This is a genomic window from Sinorhizobium sp. RAC02, assembly GCF_001713395.1.
Lineage (GTDB): Bacteria > Pseudomonadota > Alphaproteobacteria > Rhizobiales > Rhizobiaceae > Shinella.
The window spans coordinates 121,941-144,103 of record NZ_CP016450.1 but is presented as its reverse complement, the minus strand read 5'-3'; the positions used below and the strand labels follow the sequence as shown (position 1 = coordinate 144,103).

Annotated in this window: 22 protein-coding genes; 6 read left to right on the top strand and 16 right to left on the bottom strand. The window is 62.9% G+C overall.

The annotated features are described in order from the left end of the window. The first annotated feature begins 2 nt into the window (after positions 1-2). The 6 genes from BSY16_RS00645 to BSY16_RS00620 all read left to right on the top strand — a co-directional run bounded on the left by BSY16_RS00645 (position 3) and on the right by BSY16_RS00620 (position 8,576). Positions 3-887 carry an ABC transporter permease gene (locus BSY16_RS00645; protein ID WP_069057879.1) on the top strand — a complete coding sequence of 295 codons (885 nt, stop codon included), beginning with the start codon at positions 3-5 and terminating at the stop codon, positions 885-887. After that, positions 884-1,753, top strand: a complete 870-nt coding sequence (locus BSY16_RS00640) for an ABC transporter permease (protein WP_069057878.1) — start codon at positions 884-886, stop codon at positions 1,751-1,753. Before BSY16_RS00645 ends, BSY16_RS00640 begins: the two co-directional genes overlap by 4 nt. Positions 1,754-1,778: 25 nt before the next feature. Continuing rightward, complete coding sequence (locus BSY16_RS00635; protein WP_069057877.1) at positions 1,779-2,771, top strand: ABC transporter substrate-binding protein; 993 nt, start codon at positions 1,779-1,781, stop codon at positions 2,769-2,771. Positions 2,772-3,086: 315 nt separating this feature from the next. Continuing rightward, positions 3,087-4,280 (top strand): efflux RND transporter periplasmic adaptor subunit, encoded by a 1,194-nt coding sequence (locus BSY16_RS00630; protein WP_069057876.1) that lies wholly within the window; start codon positions 3,087-3,089, stop codon positions 4,278-4,280. 142 nt (positions 4,281-4,422) lie between these two features. After that, positions 4,423-7,737: an efflux RND transporter permease subunit gene (locus BSY16_RS00625; RefSeq protein ID WP_069057875.1), complete on the top strand. Its 3,315-nt coding sequence runs from the start codon at positions 4,423-4,425 to the stop codon at positions 7,735-7,737. 155 nt (positions 7,738-7,892) lie between these two features. Further along, on the top strand, positions 7,893-8,576 hold the full coding sequence (locus tag BSY16_RS00620) for a Crp/Fnr family transcriptional regulator (protein WP_069057874.1): 684 nt from the start codon (positions 7,893-7,895) through the stop codon (positions 8,574-8,576). Between the two features lie 23 nt (positions 8,577-8,599). On the opposite strand, the gene BSY16_RS00615 is transcribed toward BSY16_RS00620, so the two are convergent. From BSY16_RS00615 to urtA, 16 genes are all read right to left on the bottom strand, one after another. Beyond that, positions 8,600-9,271, bottom strand: a complete 672-nt coding sequence (locus BSY16_RS00615) for an urease accessory protein UreF (RefSeq protein WP_069057873.1) — start codon at positions 9,269-9,271, stop codon at positions 8,600-8,602. Next, positions 9,264-9,746, bottom strand: coding sequence for an urease accessory protein UreE (ureE, locus tag BSY16_RS00610; RefSeq protein ID WP_083242783.1), 483 nt, complete (start codon positions 9,744-9,746; stop codon positions 9,264-9,266). Before ureE ends, BSY16_RS00615 begins: the two co-directional genes overlap by 8 nt. A 104-nt stretch (positions 9,747-9,850) precedes the next feature. After that, positions 9,851-10,636, bottom strand: a complete 786-nt coding sequence (locus BSY16_RS00605; RefSeq protein ID WP_069057872.1) for a GGDEF domain-containing protein — start codon at positions 10,634-10,636, stop codon at positions 9,851-9,853. Between the two features lie 151 nt (positions 10,637-10,787). Beyond that, positions 10,788-12,494 carry an urease subunit alpha gene (gene ureC, locus BSY16_RS00600; protein ID WP_069057871.1) on the bottom strand — a complete coding sequence of 569 codons (1,707 nt, stop codon included), beginning with the start codon at positions 12,492-12,494 and terminating at the stop codon, positions 10,788-10,790. Between the two features lie 30 nt (positions 12,495-12,524). Continuing rightward, positions 12,525-13,145, bottom strand: coding sequence for a Urease operon accessory protein (locus tag BSY16_RS00595; RefSeq protein WP_150129836.1), 621 nt, complete (start codon positions 13,143-13,145; stop codon positions 12,525-12,527). A gap of 4 nt (positions 13,146-13,149) precedes the next feature. After that, positions 13,150-13,581: a lysozyme inhibitor LprI family protein gene (locus tag BSY16_RS00590; protein ID WP_069057870.1), complete on the bottom strand. Its 432-nt coding sequence runs from the start codon at positions 13,579-13,581 to the stop codon at positions 13,150-13,152. A gap of 1 nt (position 13,582) precedes the next feature. Continuing rightward, on the bottom strand, positions 13,583-13,888 hold the full coding sequence (locus BSY16_RS00585) for an urease subunit beta (RefSeq protein WP_069057869.1): 306 nt from the start codon (positions 13,886-13,888) through the stop codon (positions 13,583-13,585). Between the two features lie 7 nt (positions 13,889-13,895). Next, the gene (locus BSY16_RS00580) at positions 13,896-14,150 is read right to left on the bottom strand and encodes a DUF1272 domain-containing protein (RefSeq protein WP_069057868.1); all 255 of its coding nucleotides are present in this window, start codon (positions 14,148-14,150) and stop codon (positions 13,896-13,898) included. A 4-nt stretch (positions 14,151-14,154) separates the two neighbouring features. Further along, entirely contained in the window at positions 14,155-14,457 is a 303-nt protein-coding gene (locus BSY16_RS00575; protein WP_069057867.1) for an urease subunit gamma, read from the bottom strand. Between the two features lie 21 nt (positions 14,458-14,478). Continuing rightward, positions 14,479-15,294, bottom strand: a complete 816-nt coding sequence (locus tag BSY16_RS00570; protein ID WP_150129835.1) for an urease accessory protein UreD — start codon at positions 15,292-15,294, stop codon at positions 14,479-14,481. Positions 15,295-15,317: 23 nt separating this feature from the next. Next, the gene (locus BSY16_RS00565) at positions 15,318-16,355 is read right to left on the bottom strand and encodes a CE1 family esterase (protein WP_150129834.1); all 1,038 of its coding nucleotides are present in this window, start codon (positions 16,353-16,355) and stop codon (positions 15,318-15,320) included. Between the two features lie 89 nt (positions 16,356-16,444). Then, positions 16,445-17,140, bottom strand: a complete 696-nt coding sequence (gene urtE / locus BSY16_RS00560) for an urea ABC transporter ATP-binding subunit UrtE (RefSeq protein WP_069057864.1) — start codon at positions 17,138-17,140, stop codon at positions 16,445-16,447. A 4-nt stretch (positions 17,141-17,144) separates the two neighbouring features. Further along, on the bottom strand, positions 17,145-17,909 hold the full coding sequence (gene urtD, locus BSY16_RS00555) for an urea ABC transporter ATP-binding protein UrtD (protein WP_069061286.1): 765 nt from the start codon (positions 17,907-17,909) through the stop codon (positions 17,145-17,147). A gap of 5 nt (positions 17,910-17,914) precedes the next feature. Then, positions 17,915-19,081 carry an urea ABC transporter permease subunit UrtC gene (gene urtC / locus BSY16_RS00550; protein ID WP_069057863.1) on the bottom strand — a complete coding sequence of 389 codons (1,167 nt, stop codon included), beginning with the start codon at positions 19,079-19,081 and terminating at the stop codon, positions 17,915-17,917. After that, positions 19,078-20,709 carry an urea ABC transporter permease subunit UrtB gene (urtB, locus tag BSY16_RS00545; RefSeq protein ID WP_069057862.1) on the bottom strand — a complete coding sequence of 544 codons (1,632 nt, stop codon included), beginning with the start codon at positions 20,707-20,709 and terminating at the stop codon, positions 19,078-19,080. The genes urtC and urtB overlap by 4 nt, the downstream gene beginning before the upstream one ends. 107 nt (positions 20,710-20,816) lie before the next feature. Continuing rightward, on the bottom strand, positions 20,817-22,109 hold the full coding sequence (gene urtA, locus BSY16_RS00540) for an urea ABC transporter substrate-binding protein (RefSeq protein ID WP_069057861.1): 1,293 nt from the start codon (positions 22,107-22,109) through the stop codon (positions 20,817-20,819). Positions 22,110-22,163: the final 54 nt, after the last annotated feature.

Here is a 22,163-nt window from a genome sequence, read left to right as displayed (position 1 = left end):
GCATGGAACAGGCCAGCTTCCTTCGCGATCGCCTGCTTCCCATCGTCACCGTGCTGCTCGCGCTGGTCGCGCTCTGGTATGTCTTCGTCGTCGTGCTGAACGCGCCCTTCGAGCGCGACACGGCAGGACGCGCCGGAACGACGATCAGCTTCATGGAGCTGTTGCCGAAGACCATGGCGCAGGAGCGGCCCGTTCTGCCGGCACCGCATCAGGTCTTCGCCGAACTCTGGGACACCACCGTCAACAAGGCGGTCACCTCCAAGCGCAGCCTTGTCTACCATGCCGGCATCACGCTCTCCGCAACGCTGATGGGCTTTGCCATGGGCACGGTGCTCGGCATCCTGCTCGCCATCGCCATTGTGCACAACCGCGCGATGGACCGTTCGCTGATGCCCTGGGTCATCGCCAGCCAGACGATCCCGATCCTGGCCATCGCGCCAATGATCATCGTCGTCTTGAATGCGGTCGGTATTTCCGGCCTGATGCCGAAGGCGCTGATCTCGACCTATCTTTCGTTCTTCCCGGTCGTCGTCGGCATGGTGAAGGGGTTGCGCAGTCCCGAGCAGATCCAGCTCGACCTGATGCACACCTACTATGCCTCATCGTCGCAGACCTTCTGGAAGCTGCGCTGGCCTTCTTCCATGCCCTATCTTTTCACCTCGCTGAAGGTGGCGATCGCCATCTCGCTCGTCGGCGCCATCGTCGGCGAACTGCCGACCGGCGCGGTCGCCGGCCTTGGCGCACGCCTGCTCGCCGGCTCCTACTATGGCCAGACGGTGCAGATTTGGGCGGCCCTCTTCATGGCGGCGGCGGTCGCGGCCCTCCTCGTCATCGTCGTCGGCTTCGCGCATAGCCTTGTCCTCAAGCGCATGGGGGCACGGGCATGAATCTTTCCATCCTTGTGGCCGCAATCGTCTTCTGGCTCGCCGCCTGGGCCTTCAACGAATGGCTGGTGCGCCAGAAATTTACGAGCCCGGCGGCGGACCGCGCTGCGCGCATCGCCGTCCCGTTGATTTTCGGCGCCACCATCCTCGTGCTCTGGGAAGGCATCGTGCGCGGCTTCAACGTGCCGTCCGTGCTGCTGCCGCCGCCGAGCATGATCTGGGTGCGGCTGATCAACTCCATACCGACGCTCTGGGCGGACTTCCGCCAGACCTTCCTGAAATCCGTGCTGGTCGGCTATGCGCTCGGCTGCGGCCTCGGTTTTCTCGTTGCGATCCTCATCGACCGCTCGCCCTTCCTGCAAAAGGGCCTGCTGCCGCTCGGCAATTTCGTCTCGGCGCTGCCGGTTATCGGCGTCGCACCCATCATGGTCATGTGGTTCGGCTTCGACTGGCAGTCGAAGGTCGCCGTCGTCGTCATCATGACCTTCTTCCCCATGCTGGTGAACACCGTCTCCGGCCTTGCCGCGACGAGCCATATGGAGCGCGACCTGATGCGCACCTATGCGGCCGACTGGTTCCAGACCCTCGTCAAGCTGCGCCTTCCCGCCGCCTGGCCCTTCATCTTCAATGCGCTCAAGATCAATTCGACGCTTGCGCTCATCGGCGCGATCGTCGCCGAATTCTTCGGGACGCCCATCGTCGGCATGGGTTTCCGCATTTCCACGGAAGTGGGCCGCATGAATGTCGACATGGTTTGGGCCGAGATCGCGGTTGCCGCGGTGGCTGGCTCCGCCTTTTACGGGATCGTCGCGCTCATCGAGCGGGTCGTCACGTTCTGGCACCCGTCTGTCCGTGGTGGGCAGGCGTAAAATAAGAAAGAAAGAGGGAACTGACATGAAAACGAAGATCGCATCGCTGCTTCTGGCAAGCGCCTTCTCGCTTGCCGCGTTCCAGGCCGAGGCTGCCGACAAGGTGACGCTCCAGCTGAAATGGGTCACCCAGGCCCAGTTCGCCGGTTATTACGTCGCCAAGGACAAGGGCTTCTATGAAGAAGAAGGCCTCGACGTCGAAATCAAGCCAGGCGGCCCGGATATCGCCCCGGCACAGGTGATCGCCGGCGGCGGCGCCGATGTCATCGTCGACTGGATGCCGTCTGCGCTGGCCACCCGTGAAAAGGGTGTCGCGCTCGTCAATATCGCCCAGCCGTTCAAGTCGTCCGGCATGATGCTGACCTGTTTGAAGGAATCCGGCGTCACCGGTCCGGAAAACTTCAAGGGCAAGACGCTCGGTGTCTGGTTCTTCGGCAACGAGTATCCGTTCCTCTCCTGGATGGCACACCTTAAAATCCCGACGGATGGTGGGCCGGATGGCGTGACCGTCCTCAAGCAGGGCTTCAACGTCGATCCGCTGCTCCAGAAGCAGGCGGCCTGCATCTCGACCATGACCTACAACGAATATGGCCAGGTTCTCGATGCAGGTATCAAGCCGGAGGATCTCGTGACCTTCAAGTATGAGGACCAGGGTGTCGCGACGCTCGAAGACGGTCTCTACGTGCTGGAAGACAAGCTCGCCGACCCGGCCTTCAAGGAAAAGATGGTCAAGTTCGTGCGCGCATCCATGAAGGGCTGGAAATACGCCGAAACGAACCCGGACGAAGCCGCCGGTATCGTTCTCGAAAACGACACGACCGGCGCGCAGACCGAGGCGCACCAGAAGTTCATGATGGGTGAAGTCGCCAAGCTGACCGCCGGCTCCAACGGTGCTCTCGACGAGGCGGACTACAAGCGCACCGTCGCCTCGCTGCTGGCAGGCGGCTCCGACCCGGTCATCTCCAAGGAGCCGGAAGGTGCCTGGACGCATGCCGTGACGGACGAAGCGCTGAAATAGTCCATTTCACGAGGAACTAAGGCGTGCGGGGCCCTGCCCCGCACGTTTTTTTTGGGCGAGACCTGCGACAGCGCGCCGCGATTGCCATCGAAAAGCCAAACGTATAAAATAATGAGGCACCATTCCGTTACCTCTTGTAAGGGCAAGGAACGCTGATTACATAATCCGCGACGTGGGAGCCAGGAGAGGCAGGGGAGCCGCTTCGTGTCCGCCATATTGCTTGGGAATTGGGTCCGGTAGAACGACAACAGAATGTCCGGCCCGCAATCATAAAGTCATGCTTTTGAGAAAGTTCGGCCTATGGCTTCTGGACACATGAAGGTTCTGTCTCTTTCCGTCATCGCATTCATGGCGGCCAACCCGGTGATTTCCTTCGCGGCCGATGCGGCCACGGGTAATGCCGATACGACCCAGCAGGTGCAGAACCTGCCCGCCATCGTCGTCACCGCTGCTGAAACACGCACCATCATCGACCGGGTGATCGCGACCGGCACGGTCCAGGCGGTCGATGAAGTCTATGTCACCCCGCTCGTCGATGGCTTGTCCATCCGCACGCTCGCCGCCGATGTCGGCGACACGGTCGAGGCCAACGGCACGCTCGCCACGCTGAACGACGATGCTCTCATCCTCCAGAAGAGCCAGACCGAAGCCTCGCTCGCCAAGGCTGAGGCAGCCCTTGCACAGATCAAGGCGCAATTCGTCGAGGCCAAGGCGAATGCGGACGATGCTGTGCGCACGCGCGACCGCGCGCTGAAACTCGTCAAGTCCGGCTCGCAGTCGCAGGCCACCGCCGAGCAGGCTACGGCAGCAGCAGATGCGGCCCTTGCCCGCGTCAACTCCGCCGAACAGGCGATCGGTGTTTCACAGGCCGATATCAAGGTCGCCCAGTCGCAGATCGACGACATTGACTTGAAACTGGCCCGCACGGCGGTGAAGTCGCCGGTTGCCGGCATCGTCTCCGCCCGCACGGCCAAGGTCGGCGCGATAGCGAGCGGCGGCGCCTCGCCGCTCTTCACTGTCATCCAGGACGGCGCGATCGAGCTGAAGGCCGATGTTTCCGAGGACGGCATCCTCAAGCTGGCACCCGGCCAGAAGGTAACGGTCTCGCTTGCCGGCGGCGCTGCCGAAGTCACCGGCGAAATCCGCCTCGTCGAGCCGACGCTCGATGCGCAGAGCCGCCTCGGCCGCGTCTTTATCCGCTTCGACGACCCCGGCAAGGCACGCGCCGGCATGTTCGCCAATGCGGAGATCATCGTGGAGGAGAAGCAGGGCATCGTGCTGCCGCTTTCCGCCATCACGACGACAGACGGAAAGACGGTGGCCCGCAAGGTCGAGAACGGCGTCGTCACGCTGGTGCCGGTCGAAACCGGCGTCCAGGACGGCCAGGTGATCGAGATCACCAGCGGCCTCAAGGAGGGCGACGAAGTGGTCGCCAAGGCCGGCGCCTATGTTCGCGATGGCGACAAGGTCAATCCGGTCAAGGCTGAACAGGCTTCGGCCACGAAATGACGTGAAGGCTCCTCCAAGGGGGAGCCGCTTCCGCAGCGCGCGGAAGAGAATGCCGGGCTGGGGCGCCCGGTAACATGACAGGTGATCCGGACGGGGCCGGAGCCTGAAATACGTCTGGTCTCTTATCGAGGACTTTGGGGACATGAATTTTTCAGCTTGGTCCATTCGCAATCCGATTGCGCCGCTGCTCGCGTTTTTCCTGCTGATGTATGTCGGCATCCAATCCTTTTACGCGCTGCCCATCACGCGCTTCCCGAATATCGACGTTCCGGTTATCGCCATCAGCGTGACGCAGAGCGGCGCCGCCCCCGCGGAACTGGAAGTCCAGGTCACCAAGGAGATCGAGGACGCCGTCGCCGGTATCGAAGGCGTGGACGACATCACGTCCACCGTGACGGACGGCAGCTCGGTGACCTCCGTGCTCTTCGAGATCGAAAAGCCGACGAACCAGGCGCTTCAGGACGTCAAGGATGCGATCGACCGCATCCGCAGCGACCTGCCGGCATCGATCGAGGAACCCGTAGTCACCAAGATCGACGTGGAAGGCCAGGCGATCCAGTCCTTCGCCGTCTCCTCGCCGAACATGACGCTCGAAGAACTGTCCTGGTTCGTCGACGACAAGGTCAAGCGCGCGCTGCAGGGGCGGCCCGGCATCGGCAAGATCGACCGCTTCGGGGGTGCCGACCGCGAGGTGCGCGTCGACCTCAACGCCGACAAGCTCGAATCCTTCGGCATTACCGCCGCCGACGTCAACCGCCAGATCCGCAACATGAATGCGGATTCCGGTTCCGGTCGCGGCCAGATCGCCGGCGCCGAGCAGGCGATCCGTACGCTTGGTGACGCCCGCTCCGTCGAGAAGCTGACGAACACCATGATCGCCCTGCCGAACGACCGCTTCGTGCGGCTTTCGGAACTCGGCACGGTCACCGACACCTATGAGGAGCCACGCTCCTTCTCGCGCTTCAACGGCAATCCGGTCGTGACCTTCGCGGTCTTCCGCTCAAAGGGCGCCAGTGAAGTCACCGTCGCCGAATCGGTCGCCGAATCGCTGGAAAAGGTGCGCACGCAGTATCCCGACGTCTCGATCCAGCTGGTCGATGATGCGGTCTACTTCACCTACGGCAACTATGAGGCGGCATTGCACACGCTGCTTGAAGGTGCGCTTCTCGCCGTCGCGGTGGTTCTGCTCTTCCTGCGCAACTGGCGGGCAACGCTGATCTCCGCCGTTGCGCTGCCGCTTTCGGTTATCCCGACCTTCTTTGTCATGGACATGCTCGGCTTCTCGCTGAACCTGGTCTCGTTCCTTGCACTGACGCTCGCGACCGGCATCCTCGTCGACGACGCGATCGTCGAGATCGAGAACATCGCGCGGCACATCCGCATGGGCAAATCACCCTACAAGGCGGCAATCGAGGCCGCTGACGAAATCGGCCTCGCCGTTATCGCCACGACCTTCACCATCATTGCCGTCTTCGTACCGGTCTCCTTCATGCCGGGCATTCCTGGCCAGTACTTCATCCAGTTTGGCCTGACGGTGGCCGTCTCGGTGTTCTTCTCGCTCGCGGTGGCGCGCCTTATCACACCGGTCATGGCGGCCTATCTCATGCGCTCCGGCGATGGAGACGGCCATGGCGAGGAGAAGGAAGGCGTCTTCATGCGGTTCTATACCCGGCTCGTCAGCACGACGACGAGCACCTGGTATGCCCGCTACCTGACGCTGATTGCCGCCTTCGCCTTCCTCGCCGGCTCGATCATGCTGCTGGCCACGGTTCCCGGCAGCTTCCTGCCGCCGGAAGACGCTTCCCGCGTCGTTCTCTCCGTGGAATTGCCACCGGATGCGATGCTTTCGGATACCGACCGCACGACCACGCAGATCTACGAGCGGGTCAAGGACATCAACGGCGTCGAAAGTGTCTTCGTGCTCGGCGGCTCCTCGCCGAAGGGCGACCTGGAACTGCGCCGCGCCTCCGTCACGGTTATTCTCGACAAGCTCGAACACTCGCTGACCTACAAGCTGGTGAACGACGTGCTCGGTCGCATCCCCGTCGTCGGCCAGTACCTGCCGAAGATGGAAGCGCACGGTCGCGTGCGTCCGCAGTGGGATATCGAGAAGGAAATCTTCACGACGCTGCGTCAGATCCCGGACGTGCGCATCATCAAGCTCAACGACCGCGGCGAGCGCGACCTGGCGTTCAACCTGCTGTCCAACAACGAGGCGGACCTCAACAACACCGTCGCCGTGCTGGAATCCAAGCTGCGCGCCGATCCAGTCCTGTCCAATGTCAGCTCGGAAGGCTCGCTGCCACGGCCGGAACTGCAGATCCGCCCGCGTGACGAGCAGATGGCCCGCCTCGGCATCACCACGGCGCAGATCGCCGAAGTGGTGCGCGTCGCCACCATCGGCGATATCGACGCCCAACTCAGCAAGGTCTCGCTGGATGACCGCCTGATCCCGATCCGCGTACAGGTCGACCGAGGCTTCCGCGCCGACCTTGCCGCCATCCGCAACCTGAAGATCCAGGCGGCGAGCGGCCAGGTCGTGCCACTCTCCACCGTCGCGGATATCGAATATTCCGAGGGACCGAGCTCGATCAAGCGGCACAACCGCAACCGCGTTGTCTCGATCGGCTCCGACCTCCAGCAGGGCGTGGCGCTCGATACCGCCACGGGCCGCTTCAAGGAGATCGCCAACAGCATCGACATGCCCCCGAGCGTACAGTTCATGGAAAGCGGCGACGCCGAAATCCAGGGCGAGATGCAGCAGTCCTTCGGCAATGCCATGCTGCTCGGCCTGCTGCTCGTGCTGATGGTGCTGATCCTGCTGTTCAAGGACGTGATCCAGCCCTTCACCATCCTGCTGTCGCTGCCGCTCGCCATCGGCGGCGTGGCCGCGGGCCTGATCCTGACGCAGAACGCGCTGTCCATGCCCGTTCTCATCGGCATCCTGATGCTGATGGGCATCGTGACGAAAAACGCGATCTTGCTCGTCGACTTCGCCATCGAGATGATGCACCAGGGCATGCACCGCGTGGAGGCAATGATCGAGGCCGGCCGCAAGCGCGCCCGCCCGATCGTCATGACATCCATCGCCATGTCGGCCGGCATGCTGCCTTCGGCGCTTGGCGTCGGCGAAGGCGGTTCGTTCCGGTCACCCATGGCGATCGCGGTCATCGGCGGCATCATCGTTTCGACGGTGCTCTCGCTCGTCGTCGTACCGTCCTTCTTCCTCATCATGGACGACCTGTCGCGCCTGCTCGGCTGGATCTTCGGCCGCTTCGTCGGCAAGAAGGATGACGAACTGCTGGCGATGGAGCCGGAAGCCCTGACTCGCCTTGCCGACCAGACGGCGCGTGACGTGTCCGACCTCGAAAAGCGCATCGAAACGCTCGAGAAGAAGAAGGGTGGCGAGCGCAACCACCTCAGCGTCGTACACCACTCGACGCTCGCTGCCGAATAGGCAGCCGCGACCCAGATCAGAAGCGGCCGGTTCGTCGAAAGCGAGCCGGCCGTTTTCATGTTCATTGATCGAAATCAATTCGCACTTGCCCACCCTCGACTATCGTCCTGTCATCAAAGACCGAACGACGCCTGCGGGAGCATGGAGTGAGATCGATGAACAGGCTGATGAAACCCGGTGCCCGGGAACGGGAAACCCTGCTGAATTCCGGACTTCTGTCGGTGCTTGGCGTGGAAAGCGTCGCGGCCATGATGGAGATCGCCGTCATCGGCAACCTGCCGGCGCGGCAGATCCTGTTTCGCGAGGGCGAGCCCGCCGACATGCTGCATTGCGTGCTGTCCGGCTATATTCGTCTCTACAAGCTCGATCCGGACGGACGCGAGGCGGATGTCGAACTCTACGGCCCGGGCGACCTGATCGGTGCCAGCGTGGTGCTCGACGGCGGCCGCTATGCAGCAACCGCCCAGGCCGCCGAACCGTCCCTCATCGCCCGCTTCGACCTGAAGCGCGTGCGCGACATTGCCGGCCGCCGGCCGGATCTGGCGGTGGCGTTAACCAATGCCCTCTCCGCCCAGCTCTCCAAGGTTTTCGGCTGCCTCGCCAACGACCGGCTGCACACGGCGCCGCAGCGCGTTGCGCGCTACCTGCTCGCCCATTGCCCGCAGGATGCAAAGGCCGCCAGCTTCCGCCTGCCCTACCAGAAAAGCCTGCTTGCCGGAAAACTGGGCCTCGCACCCGAAGCCCTTTCGCGTGCCTTCTCGATGCTGCGCGACCATGGCGTCACCGTGCGCGGTCGCCTCGTTCAGATCAGCGATCCGGAGGCGCTCCGGCGCCTCTGATCAGAGCGCCGAGGCAAGCACGCTCACGAGCGAAACAGTCTGGTCGCCAATGTCTCATGCTTGAGGCTGGCAATATCGGCCCGAATGGCGGCGGACCCGAGATCGTCGAGCGTCGAGCGGGATGCGGCGGCGGCAAGCGCAAGGATTCGGGCCTCAAGCCCGGCAAGCGTTGCCACGCCGTCCCGCTGGCCGATCACACCGCAGCGGATCGCAACGGAGACGAGGTTGGAAACGACCGCGTGCAGATAGGCGGCCAGCGCCGTCTCCGCCGCAATGCCATGCCCGCCTGACACCGCACCCACGGCTATCGGATAGGCGGCCGCGTCGCCAAGCATGTCCAGCACCGGATGCGGCCAGCTTGTCGCGGCGGCAAGAAAAGCCTCGCCCTGCAACATCGTTTCGCGATGCCGCTCCGCCGAACCCGACAGGGCTTCCGCAAGGGTGGCAACGTCGGCGAGCCCGGCCGCGTCTTCGACAGAACGATGCGCCTCGGCAAAAAGCACAGCATCATTCCAGAGCGGACCATGCGCCAAAAGGCTCGCGAGCCAATCCCGAAGCGCGTCCGCATTGCAGACATCACCATCGGCGACCGCCTGTTCCAATCCACCGGAATAGGAGAAGGCGCCGACTGGAAAGGCCGGCGAAAGCCAGGTCATCAGCCGGACCAGCGCTTCGGGCGACGCCGTATCAGCCATGGTTATGGTTGTGATGCCCGTGGTCGTGGCCGTGCCCGGAGCCATGATAGGCGCCCCGTGCCGGATGGAAAGGTTCGGAAACATCCCGAACGGTGGCGCCAAGTCCTGTCAGCATGTCGCGGATCACATGATCGCGCAGAATGAGGATACGCCCCTCCTCGATCTGGGCCTGCAAGTGGCGATTGCCGAGATGCCAGGCGAGCTCGATGAGATGCAGAGGGGTCTTCGGTGTCACCTCGTAAAGCTCTTCCTCCGCGGCAATCACCTCGACAAGCTCCCCCGTCTCGGTGAGCAACAGGTCGCCATGCGCAAGCTGCACCGGCTCCTTCAGGTCGAGCATCACCACGTCATCATGCTGCATGTGCAGGAGCTTGCGGCGCACATGGCGCTGGTCGTGCGTCAGCACGACGACATCGATCGGCGTGCGGTTTCCGCCGGTACCGTGCGGCAGGATTTCCGTTGAGCGATAGGGCAAGGCGACCTCGGGTGTCGATGGATAAGTCCGACCGAGAAAAGCATGTTTGCCAGGTCAAGGAAACCACCGAAGCGACCGGCTACGTCATTTGTCGTAGGAAGGCCTCAGCGGCGACGCCCGCCAGCGGCGACCCGGCGGCTTGGCTCGAGCAGGCCATCGCCCTCATCCTCGTGGGTCGCCCGGTCGCGGCCGAGCGACTTGGCAAGATAGAGCGCCCGGTCCGCCGCCTCGAAGGTCGCTTCGAACGTCCGGTCGGCGGGCCGGTCGGCGATACCAGCCGACAGGGTGACGGCGGCAACGCCATGAGCGGTCTCGACCCGGCGCGCGGCGACCGATCGGCGCACCTCTTCCACGAGCAGGCCGCAATCGCCACGGTCCGCGTTCTCGAAAAACACGGCGAACGCCGAGCCCCCGAAGCGCGCGACAAGATGCGGTGGCGAAAAGACCCGTGTCAGCTCTTCGGCGACGGCAACGATGACCTCGTCGCCAGCCGCATGGCCATGCCCGTCATTGACGGACTTGAAGCGATCGACATCGAACAGCACGAAGAAACCGTTAACGCTGCGGCCTGCCAGTTCCTCGACGAAGGCCGCCCGGTTCAAGAGCCCGGACAGCGGGTCAAGCCGGCTCAGCCGCTCGAATTCGGCGCGTGACAGCGAAATTTCGTGGATGGCCATGCCAAGTAACCAGGCGAGAAGCGCGAGGACGCTCGCCGAGATCAAGACCGTCGTCGAGGTGCCGAAGTTGAGGGCCGCGGGGAAATCATGGGTTGAAAGGCTGAAATTCACGAGGATTGCGGCGATCATGAGATAGGCCGCGGTGGCAAGCGTGATCGCCACCAGAACGGTGTTCAACACGAACATGGAAATGTCGGCTCGCGTCTGGAACACACCCACCTCCCACTGGGCCCTTACCCAAAGGGCCACCCTGCCACGCATAAATCTCTCCATCATTAACAAAGAGACATTACGCCACTTTCTTTCAGACTCCGATAATGCGTTCGCTAGAAGTTTAAATGTCCCGTTTTGAGGCGAGCATTTTCTAGTAGAGGAAATAGCGCTGCGCCATCGGCAGCACGGTCGCCGGCTCGCAGGTCAGAAGCTCGCCATCGGCCCGCACCTCATAGGTCTCCGGATCCACCTCGATATGCGGTGTCAGGTCGTTCAGGATCATCGAGGCCTTGGAGATCGTGCGCGTGTTGCGCACCGGAAGCAGCTGCTTGGCAACACCGAGGCGCTCGCGAAGGCCAAGGTCGATCGCCGCCTGCGAGACGAAGGTGACTGAGGAATTCGTGCGCATCTTGCCGAAGGCACCGAACATCGGGCGATAATGCACCGGCTGTGGCGTCGGGATCGAGGCGTTCGGGTCCCCCATCGGCGCCATGGTGATCGTCCCGCCGAGCAGCACCATATCGGGCTTTACCCCGAAGAAGGCGGGGTTCCACAGCACGAGATCCGCCCGCTTGCCCACTTCGATCGAACCGATCTCATGGCTCAGCCCCTGGGCTATGGCCGGATTGATCGTGTATTTCGCGATGTAGCGCCGGATGCGCAGGTTGTCGTTGTCGCCGGTCTCGCCGGCAAGCCGGCCGCGCTGGCGCTTCATCTTGTCCGCCGTCTGCCAGGTGCGGATCGCCACCTCGCCCACGCGCCCCATGGCCTGGCTGTCGGACGAGATGATCGAGAAGGCACCGATATCATGCAGGATATCCTCTGCCGCAATCGTTTCCTTGCGGATGCGGCTTTCGGCAAAGGCGATGTCCTCGGGGATCGAGGAGGACAGGTGATGGCAGACCATCAGCATGTCGAGATGCTCGGCGATCGTGTTGACGGTGTAAGGCCGCGTCGGGTTGGTCGACGACGGGATGACGTTCGAGTGGCCGCAGACCTTGATGATGTCAGGTGCATGCCCGCCGCCTGCCCCTTCCGTGTGGAAGGCGTGGATCGTGCGGCCCCTGATGGCGTCTATCGTATCCTCGACGAAGCCGCTTTCATTGAGCGTGTCCGTATGGATCATCACCTGCACATCGTACTCGTCGGCAACGGAAAGGCAGCAGTCGATCGCCGCCGGCGTGGTGCCCCAATCCTCGTGCAGCTTCAGCGACGAGGCGCCGGCCTTGACCATTTCCTCGATCGGCGCAGGCAGCGAGGCATTCCCCTTGCCGGCGAGCGCGAGGTTCATCGGAAAGGCGTCAAAGCTTTCGATCATGCGCTCGATATGCCATGCGCCCGTGCAGGTCGTCGCCAGCGTACCGTGCGCCGGGCCAGACCCGCCGCCGAGCATCGTGGTGATGCCGCTGACCAGCGCCTCCTCGATCTGCTGCGGGCAGATATAATGGATATGCGCATCCATGCCGCCCGCAGTGAGGATCTTGCCTTCTCCCGCGATCACCTCCGTCGAGGGGCCGACGATGATGGTGACGCCCGGCTGCGTATCCGGATTGCCAGCCTTGCCGAGCCCGGCGATACGCCCGTTCTTCAGGCCGACATCCGCCTTGAAGATCCCGCTATGGTCGATGATCAGCGCATTGGTGATCACGGTATCGACGGCGCCCTCGGCGCGCGTCGCCTGGCTCTGCCCCATACCGTCGCGGATGACCTTGCCGCCGCCGAACTTCACCTCGTCGCCATAGGTGGTGAAATCCTTCTCCACCTCCGCGAAGAGTTCCGTATCGGCAAGACGCACCCTGTCGCCGGTGGTCGGGCCGAACATGCTGGCATAGGCGGCGCGGGACATTCTGTAGGACATGGTCAAGTTCCCCGGGAGGCAGGTGTTGTTTTAGTGGTCGAGACGATCGAGACGGCCGGCGGCGATCAGCGCATTGACCCAGCGCCGCTCCGCGGCGAAGGGATGCCATTGCCAGCCTTGGTGACCGAAGCCGGCAATGGAAATGCGATCACCCTGCTCGGCAACGTTTTCGAGGACATAGGCAATGACGATGAGCCCGGAACTCGGCACCACATAGGGTGTCGGATCGAAGGCCCTGAGCGCGTCGTCGACCGCATGGTGAACAGAGGCCGGAATTCTGCCCAGCCGCCGGCCGGTGGTCTCGGCGAAGGTTTCGAAACCGATCGTGTAGTCGTCGCAGAAATCGTCGAGGTCCGGGTGGCTTTGCGCAAGGGCGCCACGCATTCCGGCAAAGACTTCCGATGTGCGCACGCACCAGATTTCTCGGGCCTGCCGCACGGTCTCGCTCGCCTTCCAGCGTCCGCCGGCCAGCATATCCAGCGCCGGCCGACCGGTATTGCAGGCGGCGATGATATCCGTTTTGAAACCGCCGCGCCCCGCCGAGCGGCAGAGGTTGAAGCGGATCACCATATCGGCGGAATCGATCACCCCGGCCAGCCCTTCCGGGATGTCGCCATTGCCGACGATGACGATCCTGCGCGACACCGGCACCCCCTCAGTTTTCCTGCTCGTAGACGGTCTTCAGTTCCGCCGTTCGCTTGCGCGTGAGATCGGCGAGGCAACCGGAAACCAGCATCGGCTCCATCGAGCCGCCACGCGCCTCGAACCCCGCCAGCTCGCACTGGCCGTCGCGATAGCCGATCCATGCCCGCTGGGCGCGCTTCAAAGCATCGACGGCACCGACATAATGCTCGCCCATCTCCTTGGCTTGCACGTCCATTTCGCCGGCGGCCGCCATCGCCTTCTTGTAGACGGCATTGAGCTCTGTATCGGCCGTCTGGTAGTCGCGGTCGGCGCAGATGTTCATCTCGATCTGCGCCATGGCGTTGTTGCAGTCGATCTCCGGTTCGCCATCCTGCGCCGTCGCGAAAGAGGCGAAGATGAAGAACGCGGTGACAACGAGCAGGAAGCGGTAGGGGAAAGCCATGTCAGAGCTTTCCCATCACACTTTGACGAAAACCGTAGATCTCCCGCTTGCCGGCGAAAGGAACGAGCCGCACCGTCCGCGTCTGTCCCGGCTCGAAGCGCACCGCCGTGCCGGCAGGGATATCGAGCCGCAAGCCACGCGTCGCCTCACGGTCGAAGGCAAGCCCGGAATTCGTCTCATAGAAATGATAGTGGCTGCCGACCTGGATCGGCCGGTCGCCGGTATTGGAGACGTCCAGCGTCGTGACCGGCAGGCCCGCGTTCAGTTCGAGGTCGCCGGTGGCCATGATGATTTCACCCGGGATCATGTCTTCCTCACGCAGCTTCCGCCGGGCCGCAGCCTTCGGCTTTCAGGACCCGCTTGGTGGATGGCGGATATTTCGCAAGCAGCGCAGCAGGCCGCACCGGTCGACGCGCGAAGTCGCCGCCGCAATTCGGGCAGGTGCCGCCAAGAACGTTGCTCACGCAATCGGCGCAGAAGGTGCATTCGAACGTGCAGATCATCGCCTCCGGGCTTTCCGGCGGAAGATCGCGGTCGCAGCATTCGCAGTTGGGTCGAAGATCCAGCATGGTCCTACCGTATCGGTTCGTGCACGGTCACGAGCTTCGTGCCGTCGGGAAAGGTCGCTTCCACCTGGATGTCGTGGATCATCTCGGGGATGCCCACCATGACCTGGTCGCGGCTGATGACATGCGCCCCCGCCTCCATCAGATCGGCGACGGAGCGGCCGTCGCGCGCGCCTTCCACGACATAGTCGGTGATAAGCGCAATGGCTTCGGGATGGTTGAGTTTCACGCCGCGCTCCAGCCGCTTGCGCGCCACGATCGCCGCCATGGCGATCAGCAGTTTGTCTTTTTCGCGGGGGGTCAAATTCATGGGCGGTCCATCGCTTTGTTCTTACAGTGTCCAGACTTTCGGCACGCTTGCGCCATTACGCAAGTGCGAAATGACCGGGATGAGTTTTTTTCTGAGCGCGAAACCATCGGCCGCAACGACACGGGCAACGAGCTTGCCCTGCCAATGGCTGACGCCGCCCTCGGCCCCCTCCAGCAACCAGCGTAACGGCTCCAGATGCGCCTCGGCATTGCGTCCGCACAACAGCACGGTCGCGAAAGCGCGCCCACCCGCAAGCACCGCCCGTTCATCCGTCACGGCAGCGACATCGCCCCCCAGGCGCGCCTCTTCGGCGTGGATCAGCTTGCCGCTGCGACGGATGCGCCAGCGATCGCGAAACAACCCCGTTTCCATCCTTTCGCCCATTGCCTTGCGGCCGAGCAGAATGGCCTCGACCGCGAGAAAGGTCGCATCATCGGCCAGGTCGACATCCAGCTTGCGGCTGAGCGAAGACCGGTCGAAGAGAATGGTTTCCTGCGGCAGCCAGTCCGCCCGCGCCCCGGCACCAACGGTAATCCGGGTCTCGACCGTCGCAGTGAAAGCGCTTGCCTTATAGGCGCGCTCACAGGCTTGCGTGGTCGCGGTCAGGTGCGTGCCGTCGGCGACATCGAAGGTCCAGTCGATATGATCGCCACCCGTCAGGCCACCGGCCGTGTTGATGAGAACGGCCTCCATCCTGCCATCGAAACTCCTCGGCAGGCGGATCTTGGCGCAGCCCTCCTGATAGAAGGTATCGAGGTGGGTGTGGCCGCCGAACGACTTCGTCGCCAGCCGTCCACTCCCCCTCGCCCTTTGTGCCTTCTGTTGTGCTGCGTACACGCGTTCCCTCTCCTTCGAACCGTTCAGCCGGAGCGCTCTGTTGCGTCACCTGCCGTCAGCGGCGTTTCTTCTGGGGAGCGCGTGTTCTTGAAGAACTCCCACATGCGGCCCGTCGCGTCCCGCTCCGAGGTCACCTTGCCGTTCGCGTCAAAGGTGCGGAACAGCACACTGCGTGCCGGCCAGGCATGCGTGTTCTCCTTGAGCAGATAGGAGTTGATGCGCGCGCCGCCGGCACAGCTGTTGAACGACAGCGCCGTCATCATCGCATCCACGGTAACATTGCCCTTGCCTTCGCATTTGTCGAGTTCTGCCCAGCGTTGAAGCGCCGTCTCGCCGCCATATTGCCAGTAAGGCTTGCCCCCGCCGGCAAACGGATTGGTCACATCCTTCATGCCGGAAAAGGCGATGATCGAAATCGGATTGCCGGGTTTGCAGCTCGCGACGTCCGGCTGCCACACGCCACCGCGCTCGACCGGATAGCCTGCCCGCAGCCCCATGACGAAACCGGCGGCGGCAAATTCCGGATGTCCATTGCAGATATACTGGGAAAGCATGCGCCCGCCGCCCGAATAGCCGGAGGCGTAAATGCGTGTGGGGTCCACGCAGAACCTGTCCTTGACAGTCTTGATCGCGTCCTTGATGTAGCGTTCATCATCATGCGTGCCGCCATGCGTCACACCCGGCACGTTCCAGGCGTGCGTGCCTCCGTACTGGCCGTCGAGGCTGCCTTGCAGCGCGATGGAGACGAAGCCTTCGTGCTCGGCGACGGCGTCCCAGCCACTGCGGCGGAACTGGCCGGCCGGCCCGGAATTGCTGCCATGGAAATCGAAGACGACTGCAAGCTTGGTCTTGCCGTCATAGGCGGTGGGAATATGGGCAAGCGCCGGGCGTTCGATGCCGCCGGTCCTGACGGTGAATGCCATCTGGCCGGGCTCTACAGGTTGGCCGCATCCTGCGGCAAAGCCCGGCCCTGCCAGACCTAGAAAGAGAAGAAGTCCCATCGCGGTTACGCGGACAGAACCTTCAGGCCGCACGCGGCCACGCAGACGAAGTGTATCCATCAAGACGCCTTGTAATAGCTGGTGTGTTACGGCTGGCGCTGTGGTCCACATTTCGGACCGGGTGACGCATGACATCAGGGTTGCCGCCGTTACACCGTCAAATGCCGGCGTGCTTGCGGTGTGTCAAGCGTTTCGGCCGCGCCCTCGTGAACAATTTCTCCCCGGTCCATGATATATACGTGATCGGCAAGCTCCCGGCAGAAATCAAGATACTGTTCGACAAGGAGAATTGCCATGCCGGTCGAATCCCGAAGGTATTTGATCGCCCGACCGATATCCTTAATGATCGATGGCTGGATGCCCTCGGTCGGCTCATCGAGCACGAGGATTTTCGGCCGCGTGACCAGCGCACGGCCGATGGCCAACTGCTGCTGCTGGCCGCCGGAGAGGTCACCGCCACGCCGGCCGAGCATGGATTGCAGCACCGGGAACAGGCTGAAGATCTCGTTCGGAATGAAGCGATCCGCGCGCTTTACCGGCGCATAACCGGATTCGAGGTTTTCCTTCACCGTCAGCAACGGAAAGATCTCGCGCCCCTGCGGCACATAACCGATACCCTGCTTGGCGCGATTATAGGGTGCCATGCCGTCGAGCTTGACATCGTTGAAGGCGACGCTCCCGGAGGAGAGCGGATGCTGGCCAGTAATCGCCCGCAGCAGACTTGACTTGCCGACGCCGTTGCGGCCGAGCACGCAGGTGATCTTGCCCATCTCGGCATTCAGCGAGATGCCGCGCAGCGCCTGTGCGGCACCGTAGTGAAGATTGACGTTTTCCACGGTCAGCATGGCCTCATCTCCCCAGATAGTTCTCAATGACCTTCTGGTCGGCACTGACGAAATCAATCGAGCCTTCCGCCAGAACCGAGCCTTCCGCAAGGCACGTCACCTTCACGCCGAGATCGCGGATAAACCCCATGTCGTGCTCGACGACGACCACCGAGCGGGTTTTTGCGATTTCCTTCAGCAGGATGGCGGTTTCCGCCGTCTCCGCGTCCGTCATGCCGGCGACCGGCTCATCGACCAGCAGCAGTTCCGGCTCCTGCGCGAGCAGCATGCCGATCTCCAACCATTGTTTCTGGCCGTGGCTGAGATTGGCGGCAAAATCGTCCTTGCGGTTGGCGAGGCGCACGGTCGATAGGATTTCCTCGATGCGCGCCTTGTCCTCGGCGGTGAGGCGATAGAACAGCGTGGAGAAGACGCCGCGATTGCGGTTGAGCGCCAGTTCCAGATTGTCCCAGACGGTGTGGCTTTCGAACACCGTCGGCTTCTGGAACTTGCGGCCGATGCCGAGCTGGGCGATTTCGGCCTCGTCCTTCTGGGTGAGATCGATCGTACCCTTGAAGAAAACCTCGCCAGAATCCGGCCGCGTCTTGCCGGTAATGATATCCATCATCGTCGTCTTGCCGGCACCGTTCGGGCCGATGATCGCACGCAGTTCGCCGGGCTCAATGACGAAGGAGAGCGAATTCAAAGCCTTGAATCCATCGAAGGAGACGGAGACACCGTCGAGGTAGAGGATGCTGTTCGGTTTTGTATTACCAACGAGGGTGTTCATGCCGGTCACTCCGCCGCCTGGGGTTCTGCCGCCGTCGCAAAGGTGCGCGCCTCTTCAGCCTCCCGCGCCTTGCGGTATTCCTTGCGCCGCTCGATGAACTGGCGCGCCGTGCCGACGATGCCCTTGGGCAGGAACAGCGTGACGAGCACGAAGAGGCCGCCGAGCGCGAAGAGCCAGAATTCCGGGAAGGCGGCGGTAAAGATGCTCTTGCCGCCGTTGACGAGGATGGCGCCGACAATCGGGCCGATCAGCGTGCCGCGCCCACCGACCGCCGTCCAGATGACGACCTCGATGGAATTGGCCGGGTCGAACTCACCGGGATTGATGATGCCGACCTGCGGCACGTAGAGCGCGCCGGCAACGCCCGCCATCATGGCCGAGACCACGAAGGCGAAGAGCTTCATGTGTTCGACCCGGTAGCCGAGGAAGCGCGTTCGGCTCTCGGCATCCCGCACACCGACGAGGATTTTTCCGTATTTCGAACGCACGATGCCCGACGTGATGATCAGCGACAGGGCGAGTGCGATAGCGGAGGCCGCAAAGAGTGCGGAGCGCGTGCCGTTTGCCTGGATGTTGAAGCCCAGAATGTCCTTGAAGTCGGTGAGGCCGTTGTTACCGCCGAAACCCATATCGTTGCGGAAGAAGGCGAGCAGCAGGGCGAAGGTCATCGCCTGGGTGATGATCGACAGATAGACGCCGTTGACGCGCGAGCGGAAGGCGAACCAGCCGAAGACGAAGGCGAGCAGGCCCGGCACGATGATCGCCATCAGCGCGGCGAACCAGAACATGTCGAAGCCGTACCAGAACCAGGGCAGTTCCTTCCAGTTGAGGAACACCATGAAGTCCGGCAGCAGCGGGTTGCCGTAGGAGCCGCGCGCACCGATCTGGCGCATCAGGTACATGCCCATGGCGTAGCCGCCGAGCGCGAAGAAGGCGGCATGGCCGAGCGAGAGGATGCCGCAGAAACCCCAGACGAGATCGAGCGCCAGCGCCAGCAGCGCATAGGTCAGGTACTTGCCGAACAGCGAGACGATATAGGTCGGCACATGCAGCGGATGGTCCGGCGCCGTCAGCAGGTTGAGTGCCGGAACGAGGGCTGCGAGCAGGAGCAGGATCGCGACCGTGATGACAATGTTGCGCCCGAGCGCCTTGGCGAGAAACGACGTGATCATGCTTCCACCGCCCGTCCCTTGAGTGCGAAGAGCCCGCGGGGCCGCTTCTGGATGAAGAGGATGATCAGCACGAGCACGAGGATTTTTCCGAGCACGGCGCCGGCATAGGGCTCCAGGAACTTGTTGAGGATGCCGAGCGTGAAGGCGCCGACCAGCGTGCCCCAGAGATTGCCCACGCCGCCGAAGACCACGACCATGAAGCTGTCGATAATGTAGCCCTGCCCCAGGTTCGGCGAGACGTTGTCGATTTGGCTGAGCGCCACGCCGGCGATGCCCGCAATGCCCGAACCGAGCGCGAAGGTCAGTGCATCGACCCAGGGCGTCCTGATGCCCATGGAGGAGGCCATGCGACGGTTCTGCGTGACGGCGCGCATCTGCAGGCCCATCGGCGTCTTCTTCAAGAGGAAGAGCAGGAAGGCGAAGACGGCGAGCGAAAAGACGATGATCCAGAGCCGGTTCCAGGTGACGGTAAGGCCGCCAAGTTCGAAGGCGCCGGACATCCAGGACGGATTGCCGACCTCCTGATTGGTCGGCCCGAAGATCGAGCGCACGGCCTGCTGGAGGATCAACGAGACACCCCAGGTGGCGAGCAGCGTTTCAAGCGGCCGACCGTAGAGAAAGCGGATAATGCCACGCTCCATGACGAGGCCGACCGCGCCGGTAACGAGGAAGGCGAGCGGCAGCGCGATCGCCAGCGACCAGGCGAAGGCGTCGGGATAGGAATTGCGAATGATCTCCTGCACGACGAAGGTGGTGTAGGCGCCGAGCATGACCATCTCGCCATGCGCCATGTTGATGATGCCCATCACGCCGAAGGTGATGGCAAGCCCGATTGCCGCGAGCAGCAACACCGAGCCGAGTGACAGTCCGTACCAGATGTTCTGGCCGGCAGCCCAGAGTTCCAGCTGGTCCTCGATCTGCTGGATCCCGGTCTCGATATCCGGCCGCAGGCTTTCATCGGCAGAAGAGAGCGCGCTGGAAAGCAGCGACAGCGAATCCCGCCCGCCGGTCTGGACGACGGTGGCGATGGCGGCCTTCTTCTCCTCCACCGGCCGATCGGACACGAGGACCGACGCCGCGCGGGCCTTTTCAAGCACGGCCTTGACGGCGCTGTCCGTTTCACCGGCAAGGGCGGCATCGAGGCCTTCGAGAGAATCGGCGGATGGCGTGCGCAGGATTGTCTGGGCTGCCTGGAGGCGAACGCCTGCATCAGGGCTCATCAGCGTCAGGCCGCCGAGTGCGGCGCGGATCACGCGGCGCAGCCCGTTGTTGACCTTGACCTTTTCGAGTGCCGCCTTGGCTTCCTCGCCGGCTGCATCTCCCGTCAGGGCGTCGACGAGTTTGAAATTGGAACCGGCCGGCTTGACGATGAAAACCATGCCGTCGGATTTGCGCTGGTAGAGATCCCCCTCGGACAAGGCCTCCAGCGCCGGAACGATCTTCGGATCACCCGTCTTGGCGAGCGCTTCGACCTGCTTCTGGTTCTCCTGGAAACTGCCACCGCCGAGCGCATTGACCATCGTTCGCAGATCGTCTGCGGCTCTAAGGTCCGTCGCAAGCATCGTCACCATCACGCAGAAGGCGATCAGCAGGCATTGCAGGAAACGATGGATGAGGCGCGCAGGCATCTCATGTCCTTGAGGTTGGGAAAGGACTGCATCCCGGCGCGTCATACACCGGGATGCGACTCTGGTCGCCGCGAAGGAGACGCGCGGCAGACATCAAGCCTTCAGGATCAGGAACCCTTGCCGCCGCACTTGCCGGTGGCCACGTTGAAGTTGCCGCACGACATCGGCGCACGCCAATCCGCGATCAGGTCCTTGGAGTCGGCCAGGAAGTCAGACCACTCGTCGCCGACCACGAGGCCGGGCGTTTCCCACACGGTCTCGAACTGGCCGTCGGCCTGGATTTCGCCAATCAGCACGGGCTTCGTGATGTGGTGGTTCGGCATCATGGTGGAGAGACCGCCCGAGAGGTTCGGCACGGAGACGCCGATCATCGCGTCGAGCACGGCGTCCGTGTCTGTCGTGCCGGCCTTTTCGACGGCCTTCAGCCACATGTTGAAGCCGATATAGTGCGCTTCCATCGGGTCGTTGGTGACGCGCTTTTCGTTCTTGGTGAAGGCCTTCCACGTCTTGATGAACTCGGCATTCGACGGGTTCTCGACGGACTGGAAATAGTTCCAGGCAGCCAGGTGGCCGACGAGCGGCGTCGTATCCAGACCGGCCAGTTCCTCTTCGCCGACCGAGAAGGCGACGACCGGAATGTCTTCCGCCTTGACGCCCTGGTTGCCAAGTTCCTTGTAGAAGGGAACGTTGGCGTCGCCGTTGATGGTGGAGACCACGGCGGTCTTCTTGCCGGCCGAGCCGAACTTCTTGATGTCGGAGACGATCGTCTGCCAGTCGGAATGGCCGAACGGCGTGTAGTTGATCATGATGTCCTCGGGCTTCACGCCCTTGGAGATCAGATAGGCTTCGAGAATTTTGTTGGTCGTGCGCGGATAGACGTAGTCGGTGCCGGCGAGAACCCAGCGCTCGACGCCTTCATTCTCGGCGAGATAATCGACGGCCGGGATCGCCTGTTGGTTCGGCGCCGCACCCGTATAGAACACGTTGCGCTGGCTTTCTTCGCCCTCGTACTGGACGGGGTAGAAGAGGATCGAGTTCAGCTCTTCGAAGACCGGAAGCACGGATTTGCGTGAAACGGACGTCCAGCAGCCGAACACGGCCGAGACCTTGTTGACCGAAACGAGCTCACGCGCCTTTTCGGCGAAGAGCGGCCAGTCGGAGGCCGGATCGACGACGACGGCTTCGAGCTTCTTGCCCAGCAGGCCGCCCTTCTTGTTCTGCTCGTCGATGAGCATGAGCATGGCATCCTTGAGCGTCGTCTCGGAGATGGCCATGGTGCCGGAAAGCGAATGCAGGATGCCGACCTTGATCGTATCGTCGGCTGCGAAAGCGCCGTGGAAGGCGGTCGTCGAAAGAATGGCTGCAAGCAATGCGCCGGTGGCGCGCGCCTTGATGGACATGTCGGAACCCCTCTAGTTCTTTTTTTGACCGCAACGGGGCGGAAGCTTTTTTAC